The organism is Niallia sp. Man26 (genome assembly GCF_022049065.2).
Classification (GTDB): domain Bacteria; phylum Bacillota; class Bacilli; order Bacillales; family Cytobacillaceae; genus Niallia.
The window spans coordinates 3,415,935-3,437,302 of the sequence record NZ_CP095743.1; the positions used below are offsets into that span (position 1 = coordinate 3,415,935).

Genomic DNA, 21,368 nt, shown 5'->3' on the forward strand with positions numbered 1-21,368 from the left:
GAATAGTTTCATAAATTATAATTGGTAATTATTTGTTAGTCTATATAGTATTCAATCAAGTTTAGCTTCATTACGAACAGGAGAACAAGCTCTTATCTTGCTTCATGCCAGTAATACCAATGGGAGAAGGCAAATTCCCCCATGATGGCATCCGTTATTCATTAATATTATTAATGGCAGATAATCTTACAATCTACTTACAAATATTCTCAGCCAATACTTTCTTCAATGTCCCAATCAAATACATGAGATCTGCATCTGTACTTGATAAGGGCGGACAAATGGTCAGCACATTATTGTAGCCGTCGACAGTGTCGCCATTCTTCCCAATAATGAGTCCTTCCTGCCGGCACGCTTGAACAATCTTGGCAGCAAAAGCAGACGGTGCTGGCTCTTTGCTTTGTTTATTAGCAACAAGCTCGATGCCGACAATCATTCCTAATCCGCGGACATCCCCGATGTTCGGGTGAGTCTCGGCAAGGGGCAGCAGCTCCTTGAGAAGAAAGGAGCCTTTTTCTGCTGATCTGTCTACCAGATTCTCCGCCTCGATAATTTCAAGGTTTTTCAAAGCGACAGCACAGGCGGATGGATTTCCGCCAAATGTATTGATATGGCGAAAATGGACATTCTCTTCAGTTCCTTTGAACTTCTCAAAGATTTCCTTTTTTACGGCGGTCACAGATAAAGGCAGATAGGCACTTGTCAGCCCCTTGGCCATCGTCACAATATCCGGTTTTATTCCAAAATGCTGATGACCGAATTTTTTCCCTGTTCGGCCAAACCCGCAAATCACCTCATCAATGATGAGAAGGACACCATATTTCTCGCATATCTCTTGCACCTTTTCGATATACACTTTATCTGGAATCAGAATGCCGCCGCCTGTAATTAACGGCTCCATAATAACAGCGGCGATGGTTTCCTTCTGCTCCCAGATAATTTTCTGTTCCAATTCCTCTGCCCTTAAATTACTATGCTCTTTTGCTGTCATGCCGTTAGATCGGCGGTACGGATCGGGAGGTGCTACGTGCAGGAAGCCAGACGCTAAAGGCTCATATTTATATTTCCGCAATGCCTGTCCTGTTGCAGCTAACGCTCCCATGGAACTGCCATGATAAGCTCGATGCCGGGAAATGAACTTATAGCGGCCTGAATTCCCATTTTGCTGGTGATATTGGCGGCTGATTTTAAAAGCTACCTCATTTGCTTCTGAACCGCTGTTTGAATAGAAAATCATATATTCGCCTTCCAGCCATTCATTGATTTTTTCTGCAAGCTGTATAGCAGGCAAGTGGCTCTGTGTTAACGGGGCATAGCAAAGCTCCTTCATCTGCTCAAATGCTGCTTGGGCGAGCTCCTCCCTGCCGTATCCGATATTCACACACCAAAGCCCTGACATACCGTCCATATACCTGTTCCCTTCATGGTCAGTCAGCCATGCCCCCTCTCCTTTAGCTGTTATCATTGCCGGCTTTTCCTCCACATATGGAGAGATATGATGCCAAACATTCCCTTGATCCTTTTCAGTCCATGAAGCAGTTCGCAGCTGATCCATTTTAATAACCCCTTTCTTTGTGCCCGTGCCCCTCCAATTGGATTGACGGCAAGCCATTTTTTAAGATAGTATCTAATTTACAGATTATTTAAATAATTGTCATTTAACATCATGTAACATAGTAAGCTAAATCATTTAACAAAAGTGGGGGCTAAAGTGATGAAGATGATGCTGACAGTTGAGGATGTTTTGCAGCGCAAGCCATTTCATTCTGCAAAGGTGCTTGCAGGGAGGAAAGGACTAAACCGTCCCGTGAAGTGGTCTCATATATTAGAAGTCAATAATGCAGAGGAATTTGTAAACGGCGAGGAGCTGATTTTAACGACAGGCATGAATCTGCAGCACGGTCAAAAAAGTCAGTTAGCTTATATAGAAAAGCTGATTAAGCTGAATACTGCTTGCATATGTATCGAGCTTGGCTCCTCCATACTTGGGATTGCACAAGATGCACTGGCACTTGCAGAGATGCATGATTATCCTGTTATTGTGTTTGAAGAAACAGTCAAATTTGTCGAAATCACGCAGGATTTACATACTGCAATCATTAATAGTCACCACGAAATGCTGACTGACCTTGACCGGCTGTCAACGGAATTTCACTCCCTTTCCTTGCAGCCTAACGGCATCATGAAAATATTGCAGGCTGTTTACCAGTATTTTCACAAGCCAGCCTGCTTTCTCTCACCAGACTCTATTCAATATTATCCAGTTAATAAAAAGGAAGCTGCGTTTTTTATAAAGGAACTAGACTTAGAGAATCGGCCATATATGGAGCATAATGATGACATCCTTCTTTCAGCAGCAGTTCGGATGTTTGACCAGGTGTGGGGCTATATCGTCTTAATGGAAGCTGATCAAATCCATCATGATTTCTCCACACTTGTACTTGACCGAGCGGCAACTGCCATATCACAAGTGACTCTGCGCTATAAAGAATTAGCAGAAAAAAAGCATTGTTTAGAAGAGGATTTCATTCGCTCCTGCTTGTCCAACGACTCTGTCGACTTTAATCGTTTTCATTCTATCTTGCCTACCTATTATGCAAATGCAGCTTACCGGCTTCTGTGTATTCCAACACATCAAAACCAGCTTAGCTTCATGAACAGCAAAGCGGATTTTCAAAACACGCATACGGCGATGATGCTGCGGACATTATTGCAAAAGGAAGGATATTCTCCTATCATTTCAGTTCATCCACATGAAATTATTTGTATCATCTTCTCTAGTCCTAGTAATGTAAATACTAATGGCCAATGGGAAAAGCTCCGTGTAAAGCTGACTCAGCTGTGTGCTAAGCTTTTGAATGGTCAATTATTTGGAATAAGCTCGTCTTACTCGAGCCTTGAGCTTGTGACAAAGGCTTATGAAGAGGCAAATGACGTCCTGCATTTACGAAAACAGGCCGAAATAATCAGCCCTTTTTTCGACAATCTCGGCATATACCGGCTGTTGCTCCCCCTTCAGAAAACAGGGGCATTACAGCGCTATATCGAGGATTATATAGGGGGAATTATTGAATATGATAAGGTGAATAACAGCGAGCTCCTCAAAACATTGGCCGTGTACTTTGAGTGCAACGGCTCCAGAAAGATGGCGGCAGAAAGGCTGTTTATCGTCAGGCAAACCTTGTATCACAGGCTGGAGAAATTACGGAGTCTCCTTGGCGATGGGTTTACTGAGCCAACGAGCCGCTTGGCTTTAGAAGCAGCAATTAAAGGCTATGAACTTGAAAATAGCCTTCGCAAAAAGCAGGAAAATCTGCTGATTCACGAAGGCCGGAACTAATTTACGTACATTGGAAGGAAGAAATGCGGTCTGCATCTGTTCCGTAATACACCCAGCGGTTATTTCTCCAGCGCCATCCAGCAACAGAAGTTCTGCCGATATAAGTAGGATAGAACCAGAATGAGTTGCCATTGCGCAGCCACACATAAGTGTAGCGGAATCTGCATCTTCTCATAGAACCAGGATCAACTGCATACAGCTGTGGTCCTTGTGGTCCCTGAAGCTGCGGTGTAAAGGTAGGCGGCGGTCCTGATGGAGGACCATATTGATCGCCTCCTGAACCTCCTCCAAAATCCGGCTGGAAAGAAGGTCCCCCAAAATCCGGCTGGAAGGAAGGTCCTCCTGGAGAAAATGGCGGCGGACCGCTCGGAGGACCACCAGGAATAGGAAAGAAAGATCCTCCTCCGATTTGGTTTAAACGATATGGATCTTGTTCATTTGCAACATTGTATGGATTAATAGGCGGATAATACATGCATAATCCCCTTTCAGTTTTTATGCTTTACTGTATGCTGCCCGCCTAATTTGGTGCCCGTACCGTTATAAGAATCAACATTTAAATATTTAAAACGCTTTCATTAATTCAAACAAAGCCATGGATTCTAATTTTGTTATTTTCTATGTCTACAAAATAAAACTCATAGTATGTGGGGAATGGATTGTCAACAGGACCGACCAGCACACCCTTTTCCTTTAGCTGCTCATGTGCCGCAAAGATGTCATCAGCTTGCAAATCAAGGCAATCATTGACTGGAAGCTGGTTTATTGGATTTCTCAAATAACGGTTGCATAAGGCCAATTTTGTATATTCATTTATGGTAAAGAAATAGGCGGCATCATGTCTTTCTGTAGGTTCCAGCTCTAAAATATAAGAATACCACTCTACAGCACTCTGAAGATGTTCGACATATGTCCAGATGACTACCTTGCCATTAATCATCGTTTTTGGGATAAACACTTCACTCAACCTTATCTCCTCCCCATTTTATTCTTCTTTTTTATGTACGTTATCTCTATGCTTCCTCCTCTCTTTCTTAACTATATGCTGTTAAACGATGTATTTTACATAAAAAACATAAAAGGATAAGCCTTTAAGCAACAAGGCTAAAACAACAGCTTAATGATGAGCCAAATGACAAGAATCCAAATTGGTATTGATATAATGGTGCCCCAAAAGCAGCCTGCAGCAAATGATTTTTTCACTAAATTTCATCCTTTTTATCCTAGACTGTTTTTGCTTCCTCTTTCTTTTTAAGCTTTTTCTTAAATATCGCTCCTAATACAAACAGCATCCCAGGCAGTCCTATGGCAATGCTGAGGCTGACAAGAACCCATTCCTTCTCAATGATGCCCATTGCCCGATGATGACTGCCTATCATCCAATAGCTAAAGGCACTTAGAACAAGACCAACAGGAATGATTACAGGACGATAATCCTTTAAGCCGATGATTTTTTGAACAGCTATAGAGGAGCATAAAAACGTCATCATAATTTGTGTTAAAATGGACAGCGCGAAAAAGGCAATCATAATCATTTCATAACGGTGCAAAAATAGACCGATTTCGGCACTTCTGGCCATTTGCATACAAGACACAATATATTGTGCAGCAACTTCTGGCGACAGAACACCAACCTCTAAAATCGGCCACATGACGATGATGACACCGCTGAAAATCAACCCAGACGTACTTGATCGAATCCATGTCGCACTATCTCTGACAAGGGGAAGAATCATACAAGCCATCATTGTCGCCATTGCCCAGTCTGCATCATGATGCCTGCTTGCCCATAATGTTGAGAAGAAGCCGGAGTCAAAGGTTGGCTGCAGCTCTTTAATATCAAATTCACTAATCGATCCTGCCAGAAGCAAAATATTCAACGCCATCACAGAGAAAACACCGATAAGCGCCATTCTTGCAATTACTTCTATGCCAAAATGAATGGCATATGACCCAATTAGAAAGGCAGCAACAATGAACAAAATAGTATGAGCTTCAGGTAAAAAATAATCTTTCAAATGGTAAACGAAAGTAGCCATTATCGTGCCATATGCACCTAAGAAAAACAAAAATACAAGGGCTGCGACCCCTTTGCCAATCCATTTTCCTAGTATCTGTCCATACTGATCAATCATATCTCCATTCGGGAGCCGCTTAATCGCAAAAATCACAATTGCCATAATGACAATGCCCTGAATCGAAGAAAATATCGTGGATATCCATATATCTCCACCCACTTCCCTTGCCATAATGCCTTGTGTCAGTCCAATTGACTTCGCATAAAGCATATTAATAATCAATGCCATGAACATGCCATTTGTTATTTGTACTTTCATTCTTCCTTTTTCTCCTTTTTGCCTGATGTTGTCGGCTTATAAAGCAGGGATCCGCTCTCTACTTTTGCACTAACCTTTAAATTTATCTTTACAGTTGGAAATACTTCATCCCAAGAATTAGCATAATGCTTCCACTCATATGGATATTCGTTTTGAAAAACCTTCCCTAGTTCCAATACATCTGCTCCGTAATCTTTTTGGATTTTATCCACTGTTGTCTTTATTTGACTTGTCAGCTCTTTTTCCACATTGTCTTCGAGCTTCTTTACATGCTTTTTATTAGACAGGTCAAGAGAACAGCCTGCTTCCACAACGCGGATATGCGCTTTAAAGGACGCATCATAGCTGATGTCACCATCCTTATATTTTGGCTTCACGTTAAAGGATTGATTTGTTAACTCCACACTTAGAGGCGTATTTGGATCATCAGGACAGCTCACTACTGCCACACCTGAATCGAGCTTTTCTCTGAACAAAACCAGCCCTCTCAACTCTTCTGGCTTCAATGTTCCCACAAGCTTATCCCCTTTAAAAATACCGGCCCCTGCTAAGACGACCTGCTTCGTTTGTGCTCCTTTATCAGGTGCTTTATTGTCAATTTTACTCGTTTCAAAGGCAACCCTCGCAAGCAGCGGCTCTGTCGACTCACTTAAATAAGCACTTAACAAGTCCATAATCACTGTTCTCGGCGCCTGATTAGATATGGTTGTGTAGCGAAACAGCTTTGCGAGCGCTTCGCCTGGGATTACTTCGAGACTTGTAACGGTAGAAATGACTTCATTCGCTTTCTCTGGTGTTACAGTTACCCATGTTCTCATTCTTAGTTCAGGGTTACGTGTGAAGAAATCGATAACATCCCCGATTCCTTCCTTCGCTACCTCCTCATTAATGACAATAATAAAGTTATGAGCCCAAAAAACCCTTCGTGATGACATGCTCGACATTTGACGGATTGCTTCAAAAATCGATGAGCCTTCTGTTTCCACCGTCCAAACTGGCTCTCCTGATTGACCTGATGGTGCTCCTGTCTGGCCCCGGGCATCTGCAGGTCTGGCTACTTGGGCTGTTACCTTAACTGTCCCTTCCTTTTCTCCTTTATCAAGGCCAACTGCCATCACTAAAGCTAAATCGCTAATTTCCCGCTTGCCCGAGCATGCCCCAAGCAAAAGAACAACAGACAGCAACGCATGAAAAAGGATGATTTTTTTCATCATTTCTCATCCCCTTTTCCTTTTGGTGACTTTCGTCTCTTCAGCTGTTTAATGCCTGTCCCACCGCTGTCCTCTTTCGTTTCTGACTGCTGTTCAGCATTGCTCTCCGGCTCCTTCCGCTCAGAGGTTTCCTCTGCCTTCGTATGGGTGCTTTCTCCATGCTCATCTCCTTTTGGAGGCTGAGGCAGCTGGCTTTCCCCAATCTTAGAAGTATCATTGTCTGCTAATTGAGGGCGCTTCTTCATTGCCCACCATGGCATGCGGAAAATAGTATCCTTCTGGTCCTGCGGCTGAAAAGGCGTTGCTGGTGCTAAGTAGGATTCGCCAAATGAGCGGATGCTTAAGGCGTGAATTGCTATAAGTGCAAACATTGATGCAAAGCCAAGCAATCCTAATGTTCCTGATGCAATTAACAACGGAAATCGTATCAGCCGGATTGAATAAGAGGCTGAGTAGTTCGGAATTACAAAAGAGGATATCCCGGTTGTCGCCACGATAATGACCATAAATGGTGACACGATGCCGGCTTGAACAGCTGCTTGCCCAATAACAAGAGAACCAACGATGCTCACAGCCGAGCCGACTGGTTTTGGCATGCGCAAACCAGCTTCCCGCATCAGCTCAAAGGTCAGCTCCATCAACAACGCTTCCAGCAAGACAGGAAAGGGGACAACCTCACGCCCTGAAGCGATTGTTAACGCGAGAGGGGTTGGAATCATCTCTTGATGAAAGCTGACAAGCATCACATAAATCGACGTCAATGTTAAGCTGAGAATAAAGGCTGTATAGCGGACAATTCGAAAAAAGCTTCCTGCCATGAAACCTAAATAATAATCATCGCTCGCCTGCAGGAACTCCCAGAAATAAGTTGGTACAACAAGAACAAAGGGTGTATTATCAACAAAAATCGCCACCCTGCCCTCTAGAAGCGAGGAAGCGACCTTATCAGGACGTTCGGTGCTCATGATGGTCGTGAAAGGAGATAATGGTGCGTCCCTTATCAGCTCCTCAATATAACCGCTTTCTAATATGCCATCAATATCAATTCTATTCAGACGTTCCTTCACTTCATCGACAAGCCCTTTTTTAACAATTCCATTTATATAGGCAATATTGATGTCTGTTTTCGTACGTTTCCCTGCATTCAGCTCTTCGAGACGAAAGCCTGTATCTCGTATCCTTCTTCTCACAAGAGCAGTGTTAACTCGAATGCTTTCTGTGAAGCCATCCCGCGGACCGCGCACAACTTGCTCTGCCTGAGGCTCTGATACTCCTCTTTGCGCCCAGCCTTTTGTCGGCACTTGAAAGGCTTTGTTGCAGCCTTCAACAAGCAGCACTGTGTCACCAGATAAAATCGATTTTATAGCACTCTCAAGCTCTGTCGTTTCAATGAAGTTAGTGTTCATAAGAACATGCTCTTCTAAGAGCCTCTCAATATCACGAGTATCCAAGTCATTGCGGATAATGACCTCATTTCCTTCAAACATCAGGGATTGCACTATCTTTTCAATAATTTGCGTATTTACTAAACCGTCAATATAAAAACAAGCAGCATGAACATCCTTTTTTTCTAAAAAGGTTACTTTCCGTTCAATAAAATCGGCACTGCCGCCAAGAAGCTCCTTAATGATGGAACTGTTATAGGTTAGTGAATAGGTGAAATCTCGCTGAGGTGTATTATTTGCTACCATTATTCATCATCCTTTAATCTGCGTATCATTCACAGCTTCTTTTATCCTTCATAACCAACTGTATGCCGTTCTATTCTTTTTGTTGAAAAATGTATAATTATGACTGCTTTTGTTGATTAAATAGAATATAGTTCCAATTGCTATAATAGAATTTTACTTATTAAGGAGTATTTGCCAATGAATTTATATCATACATGGATTTACGAATATGTCCTCAATGCCAAGTGGTTCATCTGGGTGATTGTCTACACCGTGCTTGCCTTAAACGTCATGGCACCTGTGATTATTTGGGGACTGATGAATGGCACTGCTTTAAAAAAATGGGGAAAGATGATTGTGGAGAAAACAAAAAAGAAAATGAAGCAAAAGAATCTCGAATCCTAATCTTTGCTTCATTTTCCACCTTTTATTTTATTAAATTTTTTGCAAAACCTTTTCATTCACAGACGGACGGCCAATGGAGTGGTAATGGACTCCAGCTTCTTCTGCCTCCGCAAGTGCATAGCAGTTCCTGCCGTCGTATACGTGCGGCGTTTTCATATTTTCTGTAAACGAAGTTAAAGGAGCATTCTTGATTTCCGGCCACTCTGTAAACACAAAGCAAATATCTGCATCCTGCAACGCTTCTTCTATGGTTGATGCAAAAGCCACTTCGGTCGGGTAGATTTTTTTGAAATTCTGTTCTCCTACCGGATCATAGACATGCACAGATGCGCCTTCGTTCAAAAGCAAGCGAACATTCGGAATAGACGGAGCTTCTCGCAAATCATCTGTTCCCGGCTTAAAAGTGACACCTAAAACAGCCACCTTCAAGCCAGCAAAACTGGCAAAGTCTTTCCTTGCCTTTTTGATGAGCTTAAACTTCTGCTTTTCATTAACCTCAATCGCTGCCTTCACAGTGCGAAGAACATAGCCTTCTTCCTCAGACAGCCAGTGCAGCGCCTTCGTATCCTTCGGGAAGCATGAGCCACCGTAACCAATACCAGCCTGCAGAAATTTGTCCCCAATCCGGCTGTCCATGCTCATCCCTTTCGTAACATCATCAATATTAGCACCAACTGCCTCACATAGATTGGCAATATCGTTCACAAAGGAGATTTTAAGTGCCAGAAAGTCATTGGACGCATACTTGACCATTTCCGCACTGCGGCGACCCATATTAAGAATTGGCTGCTGGAACGGCTGGTAAATTTGTGTTAAGAGCTGTCTTGCATTCTCTGATTCTGTACCGATAACGATTCGCGATGCATGCAGTGTGTCTCTGACAGCAGTGCCTTGTGCCAAAAACTCCGGATTTGCGGCTACCTCAACGTTTATATCACGCTTCACATGCTTTTTTATAAATGCTTCGACCTTATCGTTTGTACCGATTGGAACAGTCGATTTAATCACTACTAAACAGTCTCTTTGGACATTTTCGGCTATTTGTCTGGCCACAGTGTATAAGAACGTAAGATTGGCAGAGCCATCCTCGTTTTCTGGTGTACCGACACCGATGATGATGACACTTGAATTTGCATATGCTGATTTATGGTCTGTTGTAAAAAACAGGCTGCCAGCATCCTTATTTCTGACGATCAGCTCATCTAGCTGCGGCTCATAAATAGGAGAGATGCCTTTATTCAATAAATCAATCTTATCCTGAATGGGATCAACACATGTCACTACATGGCCTGCTTCTGCCAAACATACGCCAGTCACTAATCCTACATACCCTGTTCCTGCTACTGTAATCTCCATTCGATCGAAACTCCCTCATCTTTTTATTGTCTATAAACCCGATTGCAATCTTTTCCCTTCATTTTAGCAGTGGCTTGTAAAGCTAATTCGTCATCTTTGTAAAGGTTGTATGAACTAACCCTATCGCCTAAGGCAAACAACAGCTATCATGGCAATTACCTAGTTTTCACACCCACTTCTTTTGTCTAAAATAGATTTCCACTATTCGCAGCCTGTTAATATTTCTTATATATTGAAAACACCTAGGAAACTAACAAGAAAAAGCGCTTTTTCGAAAGGGATTTTCTGTTGAATGACAAGGACTATCAATTGTTAACCGAACAGTATACACCGATGATTCACCATTTGCTGAAAAAACTATCTATCTATAAAAATAAAGAAGAGTTTTTGCAAATTGGCCTTATCAGCATCTGGGAAGCATGGCAGAACTATAAAGAAGATAAAGGAAAGTTTCACTCTTATTTGTATATGTATATGAGAGGAAGATTTCTCGATGAACTGAAACGCCGTTCTAAAGAGGAACAGCAGACTGTATACCCTGAGGAGGCATTTTGGGAAACGGCTGGAAGTCACATGCTGACTCTAGATGAGCACTATATTCAAACATTGTGCAGTACACTTACTGCAAAAGAAGCAAAGTGGGTCACCTATTTTTCCATCCAGCAGTTGACAATAGCTGAAATTGCCGCAAAAGAGCATGTCAGCAAGTCAGCAGTGAAGGCTTGGAAAAAAGGTGCGGTAGAAAAGCTGCGTAAAATTCTTGCCCAGCAAATGTAAAAAGGACGGCTCGGGAGCCATCCTCAAGTGTTAAATCTTAAATTTATATTCACTAGCTGTTCTCATATGAAGAATAAATACTTTCAAGAGATCCTTTGTCGCTTCTAAATCCTTTATATCAATCACTTCATTTGGTGAATGTGCATATCTGGAAGGAATAGAGAGCACTCCTGTCGGTATCCCCTTACCCGCAAGGCTTAATTCTCCTGCATCTGTGCCAATTCCAGGAAACACTTCAAGCTGATAAGGAATGCTGTGTTCTTTTGCCAGTGACTGGAGCTGCTCTTTTACCTTCCTGTTAGAAATCAAGCTAAAATCCATAATTTTAATACCGGTGCCAGCACCTAAGGCAAGTGTTTTATCCATCATTTCCTCAGGAGTATCACTGACTGCTGTCGTATCAAGAGCAATTGCCACATCAGCATCCGTCTGATGGCTAACAACCCTTGCTCCCCTTAAGCCGACTTCCTCCTGAACAGTAAAGGCGCCGATAATTTCTCCTGCAAAATCAGTTGCATCAAGTTCCTCAAGCGCTTTAATTAGCACGGCACAGCCTGCTCTGTCATCAAAAGCTTTGCCGCTGATTCTTTTATCTGTTAACAGGTCGAAATGAGGCTGCCAAACAATCGAATCACCCACTTCAATCCCCAGTTCCGCTGCCTCTTTTTTGCTTGTAACACCTGCGTCTATGTATTGCTGTTTATGAGAACGAACCTTCTGCGCATCATCAAACTTCACCATATGAGCAGATATGGTGCCAATAACCCCTGAACGCAGACCTCTGCCAGTTTTGATTTGTACTCGCTGCGAAAGAAGGATTCTGTCATCATGGCCACCTAATTTCTCAAAGCGAATCAAACCATTGTCTTCTACTTTTTTGACAATAAAGCCTACTTCATCCATATGTGCAGCAACGACAATTTTTGGTCCTGGCTTGCTGCCCTTTTTCGTGACTATTAAATTACCAGCACCGTCCACTTCAATTGTATCAACAGTGCCGCGCAGGCGTGCTGCAATAAATGCCGCAACATCGTCTTCAAAACCGCATGGTCCGTGCAGTGCTGTCAGTTCCTTCAATAATTCTATCACTTTGTTCCACCTCCGATAATTTCAGCCTTATTTCTATATCCGAAATAAATTCCGCCTTCCTTTATCGTAAGCTATTTTTCAGAAAAATCAATATAATAATAAAAAAAAGACTGGTGTTTTTGGCACCAGCCTTTTAAACATTATATAAATAACCCAACTATTGTTGCAGTTAGAACAGATGATAGAGTTGCTGCAAGCAGCATTTTCAAACCAAATTTAGCAACAACATCCGCTTTTTCACCATTGATTGCCTGGATGGACCCAGAGATAATACCAATGGAAGAAAAGTTAGCAAATGATACTAGGAATGTGGAAACAATACCGACCGTCTTCTCAGACAGATTTGGAATCATTTCTTGGAACTGCAGCATCGCAACGAATTCGTTTGCCGCAAGCTTCGTACCCATAACAGAACCTGCATCAAGGATGTCATGGCCTGGTATACCCATAATCCAAGCGATTGGCGCAAAGATATAGCCTAGAATTCCTGTAAAGCCAATACCGAAGATTGCTGAAAAGAAAGAATTGATTAGTGCCAGTAAACCTACATAAGCAACAAGCATTGCCGCAACAATTAAAGCAACTCGTCCACCATCAAGAGCTCCTGCAGAGATTGCTCCGAAAATAGAATTCGTTGTAGAAACCTCTTTAATGTTGATTTCCTCGTCCTCTTCCTTTTTGATCGGGCAGAACAATGTAGAAATGATAAGGGCAGACAACGCATTAAGCAGCATGGCAATCAATACATACTTCGCAGGAATCATATTCATATATGAACCCATGATAGAAGCAGATACACTTGCCATTGCAGAAGTCGATACAACGAACAGCTTGTTGTCATTCATTTTATCCAAATGCGATTTAATCGCTAAAATAGTTTCTGACTGTCCAAAGAAAATAGAGTTAATGCTGTTGAAAGTTACAACCTTAGAAAGACCAGTAAGCTTCGCCAATGCTCCGCCGATATATTTGATAGCCAATGGCAGAACTCTAATATGAGTCAGCACAGACAATAATGTGGATGTAAAGATAATCAGCATCAGTACATTAAGGAAAAATACACTTACTCCTTCATCAACAAGACCGCCTGTAACGAAGTCGACTCCCTCATAACCAAAGCTAAGTACTTTCGACACACCATTAGAAGTAGCTTCAATAATCTTCAAGCCAAAAGTTGTCTTGAACATCACAACAGTTATTAATAATTGCATAACAATCATAATAAGAATCGCTTTAAAGTTAACGGCCTTTTTATCATTTGACAGAAGATATGACAAGCCCAATGTTAAAAGCAGCCCAATTATTCCTATTAAAATAGACATTTCCCTTTCCCTCCTGGATGTTATTCACAAATGTTGAATAATAGATTCGCACATAGTACACAATTTTTTATGATACTGGAAAGGAGCAGGAATGTCACTGCTTTTAAGCAAATAAACAAAAGTTCTATTCTTCAAAAAAGTATAGTAAATTCACAAGATTTATATAGTTTTGTGATTCAAACAATTGTTTATCTCCCCTTTTATTGGAGAGAATTTGAATTATAGAATTAAATCAGTGGAGATGTCAAATGTTAGTCTTGTTTTATTGTTTTTTTCTATTTGTCTGATTATTTTTGTGCACCTTTATCAAATTGAAATCTTAGGAACTGGATAACAAAAAACCCCTCCAATTAATGAAGGGGCTCCTTAAATCATGCAGTCTTTTCTTCTGCTTTAACTGCTGGTTTTCTGTTTGGCAATAGATTAAACAAGATGTTCAGCACAATAGCTGTAACACTTCCTGCTACAATGCCGCTTTCTGTCAGAATGCGGATTGTTTCAGGCATTTCTTTGAAGATATCTGGCACTACTGTCACACCAAGACCTAATCCGACTGAGCATGCGACAACAAGCAGGTTTCCTTGCTGGTTGAAATCAACTTGTCCCAGCATTTTAATACCGTATGCACAAACCATACCGAACATCGCTAACGATGCTCCCCCCAGCACTGCTGTTGGGATTAGGGTTGTGACTGCTGCTACTTTAGGCAGGAAGCCTAGGATAACAAGGATAATACCAGCAGAGAAAATCGCGCTTTTTGTTTTTACTCCTGTCAGCTGTACAAGCCCGACGTTTTGTGAGTAAGCTGTGTATGGGAAGGAGTTGAATACACCGCCAATTACGCTGGCAATCCCTTCAGAACGATATCCTCTTGCAAGGTCCTTTTCTGATACCTTTGTTTTTGTGATATCGCTAAGAGCTAAATATACACCAGTCGATTCAATAAGGCTGACAATTGCTACAAGTGTCATTGTTAAGATAGCTGAGAAATTAAATGTCGGCATTCCGAAATAGAATGGCTTTAAGCCGTGAACCCAGGAAGCTTCCCCAACTTCAGCAAAGTTGACTAAGCCCATGAACGCTGCAACAATTGTTCCAACGATTAATCCAATTAAAATGGAGATAGTTTTGATAAAGCCTTTTGCGTATTTGTTTAGCAACAGGATAAACACTAACACACCGAAAGACAACAGCAGGTTTTTCGGATCACCGAAGTCTGCACTGCCTTCGCCGCCTGCCATATCCTTAATAGCGACAGGAATCAATGTTAAACCAATGATGGTTACGACAGAGCCTGTCACAACAGGCGGGAAATATTTAACTAGCTTACTAAAGAAGGAAGAAATAATAATAATGATAGCTCCTGAAACGATAATCGCTCCGTATATAGCAGTTACTCCATGATTTGCACCGATTGCAATCATCGGTCCTACTGCTGTAAATGTACAGCCAAGCATGACTGGAAGACCAATCCCGAAGAATTTATTTTTCCAAACTTGCAGCAATGTAGCGATACCGCATGTCAGCAAATCAATTGATACTAAATAGGTTAATTGTTCAAATGTTAAATTCAGCGCTCCGCCAACAATCAATGGAACTAGCACTGCTCCGGCATACATTGCCAGAACGTGTTGAAAGCCTATTGACCATGTCTTTAAAGATTCCTTGCCCATATAATTAGTAACCTCCTGAATAGATGCTTTGCACTTCTCTGTCTGCAGCAAACTTCACTTTTCCTTCTTGCAGGGAAGCGATTCTTGCCAATGACTCCAAACGATATCCTTTTTTAAGAATCTCATCAGCACCAGGCTGGAAGGACTTTTCAATCAAAATACCGATACCGCTCACCTCAGCGCCAGCTTGTACTACTAAATCTGCCAGACCGATTGCTGCCTGTCCGTTTGCAAGGAAGTCATCAATAATTAAGACACGGTCTTCCTTTAAAAGATATTTTTTCGATACAGTAATCTCATTGGATTCCTGCTTTGTAAAAGAATAAACAGTCGATGTATATAAATCGCTTGTTAACGTCAAAGATTTTCTTTTTCTCGCAAAAATGACGGGAACATTCATCGCTAGGCCCGCCATAATAGCAGGTGCAATGCCGGAAGATTCAATCGTTAGGATTCTTGTGACTCCTGCGTCTTTAAACCTTCTTGCGAACTCTAAGCCAATCTCATTCATAAGCTGTGGATCCATTTGATGATTGATGAAAGAGTCTACTTTAAGCACATTGCTGTCGAGCACAATGCCTTCTCTTTCAATTTTGTCTGTTAGTAGCTTCATTGCGTTCATCCCCCTGAAAAATAAAAAGGAGAACAGCACGTTTACTTAAAAAAGAGTAAGCGTGCTGTTCTCCAGCAGAATTAATGACACTATTCCCTAAAGAAAATAGCATCCTATTATTAATAGCTTACTCGTAGTCAGATAATTTCCGGTTATCTGGTAGAAACTCGCAGGCCATATCCCTGCTATTATACGAGATGAATATAAATGTTATATAGAAATTATATCCGAAGATTGGACTTTTGCAAACTGAATTTTTACAAAAACGAAGAATATTCGACAAAGTCCAACACGGAAGCACAAGATAAAAACCTTGCTGTCACTGTCTTTAGCCGGTTTTTCAGACTAATGCTGGGAAATGCAACCAAAAGAAGAAGCCGCCAAATTTATCGGCGGCTTTTCCTCTTATTTATATCTTGGTATGTCAAGGGTAATACTATATGACTCTAGTATATTATAAATATTATACATGCTGGATGTTTGCTTAGATGCCCAGCCAATATCTGTTGCATATTGGTGTGTAGCATATCCATTTGCAGCTGCTCCGACAGGATTCCATCTCATTTCATATATAGTATCTTGACCTCTGTCAATATAGTCTTTTCGCACAAATTCAGCACCGCCAATAATAGCTGCTTCTGGTGTAAACCAGCCTGCGCTGTACGCGAAAGCTGCTCCGCCTGAAACGGCATTATTGTCTGTTGCGCCAATTCCGTACATATTGTACACTGTCTTGCCATTGTATGTGACACCTTTTGCAAGCTGGCTCGTTCCGTTTCCTGTTTCCAAGAAGGAGTGTGCCATCAAGTAAACGGCGTTAACGCCATACTGCTCTGCAGCTTTTTGGTAGCTGCTTGCTTTTCCAGCAAGTATACCTTTTCCGGTAAGAACCTTCTCATTCACTTCATCCACACTGATTGTACCCGGATCAGAAAGCTTAGCAAATTGCAGCTGTGCTTTCAGCGTTCCCTGGAAGTTAGATGGGTTGATATAATACTTCAGATCCGCTATGGAAGGCGGAACCCATCCGCCAAGCTTCATCCAGTTCATGCCGTCCGTGCCCTTTACTGTGCTAAGGACTGTGAAATCACTGTCTCCTGCTTGGAAGCGAAGATCATGTGCACTGTAGTTCGCCCCCGGACCTGTACGAATATTCCAGCCGCCCTCAACAGCTAATCTGCCATTGCTTTTCGTATAAAAAGCATCTTCACGCAAGTAGATGTCATAGCGTTTGTCTGTTTTTGGAGCGGAATTGCTCTGGATTGTCGTCATTTGGTCAAGGGTAAGAGAAAAGTCACTGTATGTTTTAATTACTTCTTGCTTCACCGATTCGCTAATATCAAGGCTGATATTTGCGTTGCCAGTGCTCTCGAAATACTTGATTGTTACAGTGTGGTATCCTTTGTCCATGTACTTCGCTTTTACTTCTCGCTCGCCCTTCTTCGCTACCCATGAATCGATGATAGTCTTTCCATCGACAAGCAGAATGACACCGTCATCTGCATTAACAGTGAAGTCATAGTTCGTGCTCTTAGAGAAGTAGACTTGCTTGCTCATAACTGCTGAGAAGTTATCATTTGGTATACTCTTAGCAGGCGAGCCTGAACCCCAATTGAAGTTCACGTCAGATTCCTGATCGACTTCCACAAGTCCTGTGGAAGATACAGGACTGCTTGGATTAATGACGTTCGGATAATATTGAACTGTCCAAGTATCCTTATTGATTAAGCTGTTCTCATTGAATGGGGTAATCGTAAAGTCAATATTCGATTTGCCTGTCTGTTCAAGATATCTAACCTCAATCCAGTGAATATCTCCTTCTGCCCCATTCTTGACAGAAAGCTTAACTGCATCATTTTTGCTGTTGCCAGCACTCCATCTGTCGATCACAACTTTGCCGTCGACAAGCACTTGCACTCCGTCGTCAGCAATTGTGTTGATATAATAATCGCCAGCAGTCAGGCGCTTCGCCGTAACATAACGTGCTGAATAGTTATTAGCAGGCACATTTGCCATCGGCGCATCATAGCCGAAATCTTCTGTAAAGCCGTTGTTGCTGTTCGGATTGAGCACTTTCGCATTCACAGGAGCACCAGATGTTTCCATATTGTCATAATAATAGACAATCCAGTTTCCAAATGGGACTACATCAGCAAACAGAGATGCTTTTCCGGTATTTTCATAGTATTCAGCAGTAACGGTATGATTACCGCTAGAGACCTTCGGCAATGTTGCACGGTAAATGTCTCCTGAAGAGTTCGTCCACTTATCGATAAACTTGCTGCCATCAAGGCTCATGCGGATGCCGTCATCAGCAAACGCCTGTGCAAAGTAATCTTGTCCGCCTGCAATCAGTTTTCTGAAGCGAGCAGAGAAGTTATCTGCAGAAAGGCCTGAGATGGACTGCCCCGTACCCCAATTATAGCGAATGGTATCAAGCTTATTGCCGGATGTCGCTCCGCCTGCTATATTTACATAATTTCCAGACAATGTGCTGTTCGGATAGAATTGACCGAACCAGCTGTCCTTCTCAACTTCCTTATCTGCGTTTTGCAAATAGAACTCAAGACCGCTGCCGCCTGTCTGATCATAGTATTGAATTTCAATGGTATGAACATTTTTGTCAGAAGCAGAAGCTGAAGTGCGATCATTAACTTGAATAATATCAGTTGTTTCACTCTTCCAATAGCTGCTTGATTTCCATCTGTCCACAACAAGATTGCCGTCAAGATAAACACGAATTCCATCATCTGCTCTTGTGCGCAAAATATACGAACCAGCAGTTATCCTTTGTGCTGTCTTGTAGCTTACAGAGAAGTTGTCTGCATTAATCCCTGCAGTTGGTGAGCCTGTACCATTTTCCACCTTCAGACTTTGTCCATTTCCAGAAACAGTCTTGACAGACTTAGGCATACCAGTCAGAGATGTATTGTTATAATAGGATGCAATCCAGTTTCCGAATGGTGCCACAGTTGCTGCGATTCCTGCATTGTTGGTACTTTCATAGTAATCAACAGTCAAACGGTGATTTCCAGTGCTTAAACCTGTGATTGTTCCAAAATCTGATTTTCCGGAAGAATTGCTCCAGCGGTTAATGACAGTCTTGTCATCAACGGTTGCTCTTACTCCGTCATCTGCATATGTTTGAATAACATAATCCTTGCCGCCCTCAATGAGCTTCATGAACTTAGCAGAGAAGTTGTCTGCATTCACTTCTGTATAAGGCTTGCCTGTTCCCCAATTATGAAGAAGCTCCTTCACCTTAGTGCCTGCAGTAGCACCGCCGACTGCTTTTACCGGTGTTCCAGACTGACTCGTATTATTGTAGTAAAGCTCTAGCCAGCTGTCCTTTTCAAGCTCATCACTCGCAGGCTGCAGATAAAATTCCAATCCGCTGCTTTTTGTCTCCTCATGATACTCAATTCGTATGGTGTGAATATCTTTATGGTCTGCATTCCCTGTTGTATGATCCTTTACAGAGATGACATGAGTCTGTTCGCTCTTCCAGTAGCTGCTTGACTTCCAGCTGTCGACTGCAAGCTTGCCGTCAATATAAACACGCATTCCGTCGTCAGCTCTTGTACGTAAAATATAGTCGCCTGCCTTAATTCTTTGGGCAGTTGAATAGCTTGCGGAGAAATAATCGCCGCCAACCGCACTAACAGGTGAACCATATCCGTTCTCTACCTTCAAGGAAGTGCCGTCACTTGAAATTGTATTTTGTGCTGCCGGGAAGCCGCTTAAATTCGTATTGTTGTAATACCAGGCAATCCAGTTGCCCAGCGGCACTGCGTCTCCCGCTACTCTTGCTCTGCCGCCTGCTTCCATATAATCGACTTGAAGCAGATTATTGCCGGATGCAAGATCCGTAATAATTCCTGTATCCATTATTCCAGAGGAGTTGCTCCAGCGATTGATGACGGTGTTGCCATTTGCCTTTGCACGAATTCTGTCATCGGCATATGTCTGGATATAATAATCCTTGCTGCCATCAAGAAGCTTATAGTAGCTTGCTGTGAAATTATCCTCATTGATGTTTGGATACGGCTTGTTCTTATCCCAGTTATGGAAAAGCTGGCTCTGCTTTGTTCCAGCAGTAGCGCCTCCCTCAATAACAGAAGCAAGCCCGCTTAAAGAGGTATTGTTATAATATAAGCCAAACCATTTATTAGCTGCAGCCTCTTGTTGAATAGTATTCAAGTAAAATTCAAGGCCGCTGCCGCCTGTTTTCTCATAATACTCGATCGTAATTTCATGGACATCCTTCTTAGAAGCATCACTTGTGCTCTTGTCCTTTATTTCGATCATATGCGCTTGTTCACTTTTCCAATAGCTGCTTGATTTCCAGCTGTCTACAGCCAATTTGCCGTCAATATAAATCCGCATGCCGTCATCAGCACGAGTTCGCAAGATATACTTGCCGGCCTTTATATGCTGAGCTGTTGAATATCTCACAGAGAAGTTATCCTTGCCAATGCCTTCTATCGGGGATCCTGAACCGTTTTCCACCTTGAGGGACTTGCCGTTTCCTTGAATAACATTCTGTCTCTTCGGAGTTCCGCTTAAAGAGGTATTGTCATAGTACCAGCCGATCCAGTCGCCAAATTCGACTGCTTCAGCAGCAAATCTCGCTCTGCCAGTCGCTTCAAGGTAATTTACCTTCATCGTCTGTTCTCCAGAGCCAACATTTGTTGCGACACCTGTATTAATAGCGCCGGATGAGTTGTAGTTTTGCTTGATTACTGTCTGACTCCCAATTTTCACTTCAATCTGATCATCTGCATAAGATTGGACAAAATAATCCTTGCCACCAGCCAACTTCTTTAAATAAGTTGCAGTGAAGTTGTCTGCAGGCAGGCCGTCCGCAGGGCTTTCACGCCCCCAGTCTTTCAGGAGCTGATCTAGCTTAGTGCCAGCTGTCGCTCCGCCTTCCACTAATGCGGGAGTGCCAGAAAACGATTTATTAGAATAATAGAGTCCTAGCCAGCTGGAATCCTCTGTTTCATCCTCATATGGATGAAGATAAACCTCAAGGCCGCTGCCGCCAGTCTTATCATAGTATTCTACCTTTATGCGGTGAAGCTGTTTGTTGGATTGACCGCTAATGTCTGCGACTGTAATCACTTTGGACTTCTCACTTTTCCAATAGCTGCTTGCAGTCCAGTCATCCACAACCTTCTTGCCATCCACATAAACTCTAATGCCGTCATCTGCCCTTGTCCGCAGGATATACTTCCCTGCAGGCATCACTTGGTCGGACTGATAAACAGCAGAAAAGTTGTCGCTGTTCACTCCGGTTGCCGGAGAATTAGTGCCGTTCTCTACTTTCAAGCCAAGCTCATTCTGGGAAATCTCCTCTTTTACGACAGGAGTTCCTGACATGCTCGTATTGTTATAGTAGCTAACAGACCATTTTGCAGCAGTTGCTGCTTCTGCATCATGACTAGCCGGAATAAATAACCCCGAAATTCCGAATGCTAAAGCCATAAATGTTACGGGTAAAAACTTCTTAATCCAAGACACCTCCTAAAAAGATTCGTCTGATAAAATAGTCTTAGCGATAAACCCTCTATAAT

At 42.3% G+C, this 21,368-nt stretch carries 15 protein-coding genes and 1 riboswitch; of the genes, 3 read left to right on the top strand and 12 right to left on the bottom strand.

All coding sequences use genetic code 11. The features are described from left to right. Window positions 1-193 precede the first annotated feature (193 nt). Complete coding sequence (locus L8T27_RS17180; RefSeq protein ID WP_237941950.1) at window positions 194-1,555, bottom strand: aspartate aminotransferase family protein; 1,362 nt, start codon at window positions 1,553-1,555, stop codon at window positions 194-196. A gap of 159 nt (window positions 1,556-1,714) precedes the next feature. On the opposite strand from L8T27_RS17180, the gene L8T27_RS17185 reads away from it, so the two are divergent. Next, complete coding sequence (locus tag L8T27_RS17185) at window positions 1,715-3,340, top strand: PucR family transcriptional regulator (RefSeq protein WP_237942349.1); 1,626 nt, start codon at window positions 1,715-1,717, stop codon at window positions 3,338-3,340. A gap of 1 nt (window position 3,341) precedes the next feature. Here the strand turns inward: L8T27_RS17185 and L8T27_RS17190 are convergent, their stop codons facing one another. The 5 genes from L8T27_RS17190 to L8T27_RS17210 all read right to left on the bottom strand — a co-directional run bounded on the left by L8T27_RS17190 (window position 3,342) and on the right by L8T27_RS17210 (window position 8,578). Continuing rightward, window positions 3,342-3,815, bottom strand: coding sequence for a hypothetical protein (locus L8T27_RS17190; protein WP_233315728.1), 474 nt, complete (start codon window positions 3,813-3,815; stop codon window positions 3,342-3,344). Between the two features lie 108 nt (window positions 3,816-3,923). Then, window positions 3,924-4,307 (bottom strand): VOC family protein, encoded by a 384-nt coding sequence (locus L8T27_RS17195; protein ID WP_237941951.1) that lies wholly within the window; start codon window positions 4,305-4,307, stop codon window positions 3,924-3,926. Window positions 4,308-4,563: 256 nt separating this feature from the next. Next, window positions 4,564-5,676, bottom strand: coding sequence for a GerAB/ArcD/ProY family transporter (locus L8T27_RS17200; RefSeq protein WP_233315730.1), 1,113 nt, complete (start codon window positions 5,674-5,676; stop codon window positions 4,564-4,566). Continuing rightward, a complete protein-coding gene (locus L8T27_RS17205) occupies window positions 5,673-6,890 on the bottom strand; it encodes a Ger(x)C family spore germination protein (RefSeq protein ID WP_237941952.1) in 1,218 nt (405 codons plus the stop codon). Before L8T27_RS17205 ends, L8T27_RS17200 begins: the two co-directional genes overlap by 4 nt. Continuing rightward, entirely contained in the window at window positions 6,887-8,578 is a 1,692-nt protein-coding gene (locus tag L8T27_RS17210) for a spore germination protein (RefSeq protein ID WP_233315732.1), read from the bottom strand. Before L8T27_RS17210 ends, L8T27_RS17205 begins: the two co-directional genes overlap by 4 nt. Before the next feature lie 177 nt (window positions 8,579-8,755). On the opposite strand from L8T27_RS17210, the gene L8T27_RS17215 reads away from it, so the two are divergent. Further along, window positions 8,756-8,962, top strand: a complete 207-nt coding sequence (locus tag L8T27_RS17215; protein ID WP_233315733.1) for a hypothetical protein — start codon at window positions 8,756-8,758, stop codon at window positions 8,960-8,962. 30 nt (window positions 8,963-8,992) lie between these two features. Here the strand turns inward: L8T27_RS17215 and L8T27_RS17220 are convergent, their stop codons facing one another. After that, window positions 8,993-10,318: a UDP-glucose dehydrogenase family protein gene (locus tag L8T27_RS17220; RefSeq protein WP_237941953.1), complete on the bottom strand. Its 1,326-nt coding sequence runs from the start codon at window positions 10,316-10,318 to the stop codon at window positions 8,993-8,995. A 288-nt stretch (window positions 10,319-10,606) separates the two neighbouring features. Here L8T27_RS17220 and L8T27_RS17225 point away from each other — a divergent pair, with 288 nt between their 5' ends. Beyond that, a complete protein-coding gene (locus L8T27_RS17225; protein WP_237941954.1) occupies window positions 10,607-11,095 on the top strand; it encodes a sigma-70 family RNA polymerase sigma factor in 489 nt (162 codons plus the stop codon). 30 nt (window positions 11,096-11,125) lie between these two features. On the opposite strand, the gene L8T27_RS17230 is transcribed toward L8T27_RS17225, so the two are convergent. The 5 genes from L8T27_RS17230 to L8T27_RS17250 all read right to left on the bottom strand — a co-directional run bounded on the left by L8T27_RS17230 (window position 11,126) and on the right by L8T27_RS17250 (window position 21,315). Next, window positions 11,126-12,184 carry a M42 family metallopeptidase gene (locus L8T27_RS17230; RefSeq protein ID WP_237941955.1) on the bottom strand — a complete coding sequence of 353 codons (1,059 nt, stop codon included), beginning with the start codon at window positions 12,182-12,184 and terminating at the stop codon, window positions 11,126-11,128. 140 nt (window positions 12,185-12,324) lie between these two features. Further along, the gene (locus tag L8T27_RS17235) at window positions 12,325-13,506 is read right to left on the bottom strand and encodes a NupC/NupG family nucleoside CNT transporter (protein ID WP_233315737.1); all 1,182 of its coding nucleotides are present in this window, start codon (window positions 13,504-13,506) and stop codon (window positions 12,325-12,327) included. Window positions 13,507-13,877: 371 nt separating this feature from the next. After that, window positions 13,878-15,179, bottom strand: a complete 1,302-nt coding sequence (locus tag L8T27_RS17240; RefSeq protein WP_233315738.1) for a nucleobase:cation symporter-2 family protein — start codon at window positions 15,177-15,179, stop codon at window positions 13,878-13,880. A 4-nt stretch (window positions 15,180-15,183) separates the two neighbouring features. Continuing rightward, window positions 15,184-15,792, bottom strand: coding sequence for a xanthine phosphoribosyltransferase (locus L8T27_RS17245; protein ID WP_237941956.1), 609 nt, complete (start codon window positions 15,790-15,792; stop codon window positions 15,184-15,186). Between the two features lie 114 nt (window positions 15,793-15,906). Continuing rightward, window positions 15,907-16,008, bottom strand: a riboswitch (purine riboswitch). Window positions 16,009-16,197: 189 nt separating this feature from the next. Beyond that, window positions 16,198-21,315: a PA14 domain-containing protein gene (locus tag L8T27_RS17250; RefSeq protein ID WP_248574451.1), complete on the bottom strand. Its 5,118-nt coding sequence runs from the start codon at window positions 21,313-21,315 to the stop codon at window positions 16,198-16,200. Between the last annotated feature and the right edge of the window lie 53 nt (window positions 21,316-21,368).

Coding starts and splice junctions, on each gene's coding strand:
- L8T27_RS17180 (WP_237941950.1), bottom strand. CDS start 1,555: ATGGATCAGCTGCGAACTGCTTCATGGACTGAAAAGGATCAAGGGAAT.
- L8T27_RS17185 (WP_237942349.1), top strand. CDS start 1,715: ATGAAGATGATGCTGACAGTTGAGGATGTTTTGCAGCGCAAGCCATTT.
- L8T27_RS17190 (WP_233315728.1), bottom strand. CDS start 3,815: ATGTATTATCCGCCTATTAATCCATACAATGTTGCAAATGAACAAGAT.
- L8T27_RS17200 (WP_233315730.1), bottom strand. CDS start 5,676: ATGAAAGTACAAATAACAAATGGCATGTTCATGGCATTGATTATTAAT.
- L8T27_RS17205 (WP_237941952.1), bottom strand. CDS start 6,890: ATGATGAAAAAAATCATCCTTTTTCATGCGTTGCTGTCTGTTGTTCTT.
- L8T27_RS17210 (WP_233315732.1), bottom strand. CDS start 8,578: ATGGTAGCAAATAATACACCTCAGCGAGATTTCACCTATTCACTAACC.
- L8T27_RS17215 (WP_233315733.1), top strand. CDS start 8,756: ATGAATTTATATCATACATGGATTTACGAATATGTCCTCAATGCCAAG.
- L8T27_RS17220 (WP_237941953.1), bottom strand. CDS start 10,318: ATGGAGATTACAGTAGCAGGAACAGGGTATGTAGGATTAGTGACTGGC.
- L8T27_RS17235 (WP_233315737.1), bottom strand. CDS start 13,506: ATGTCTATTTTAATAGGAATAATTGGGCTGCTTTTAACATTGGGCTTG.
- L8T27_RS17240 (WP_233315738.1), bottom strand. CDS start 15,179: ATGGGCAAGGAATCTTTAAAGACATGGTCAATAGGCTTTCAACACGTT.
- L8T27_RS17245 (WP_237941956.1), bottom strand. CDS start 15,792: ATGAAGCTACTAACAGACAAAATTGAAAGAGAAGGCATTGTGCTCGAC.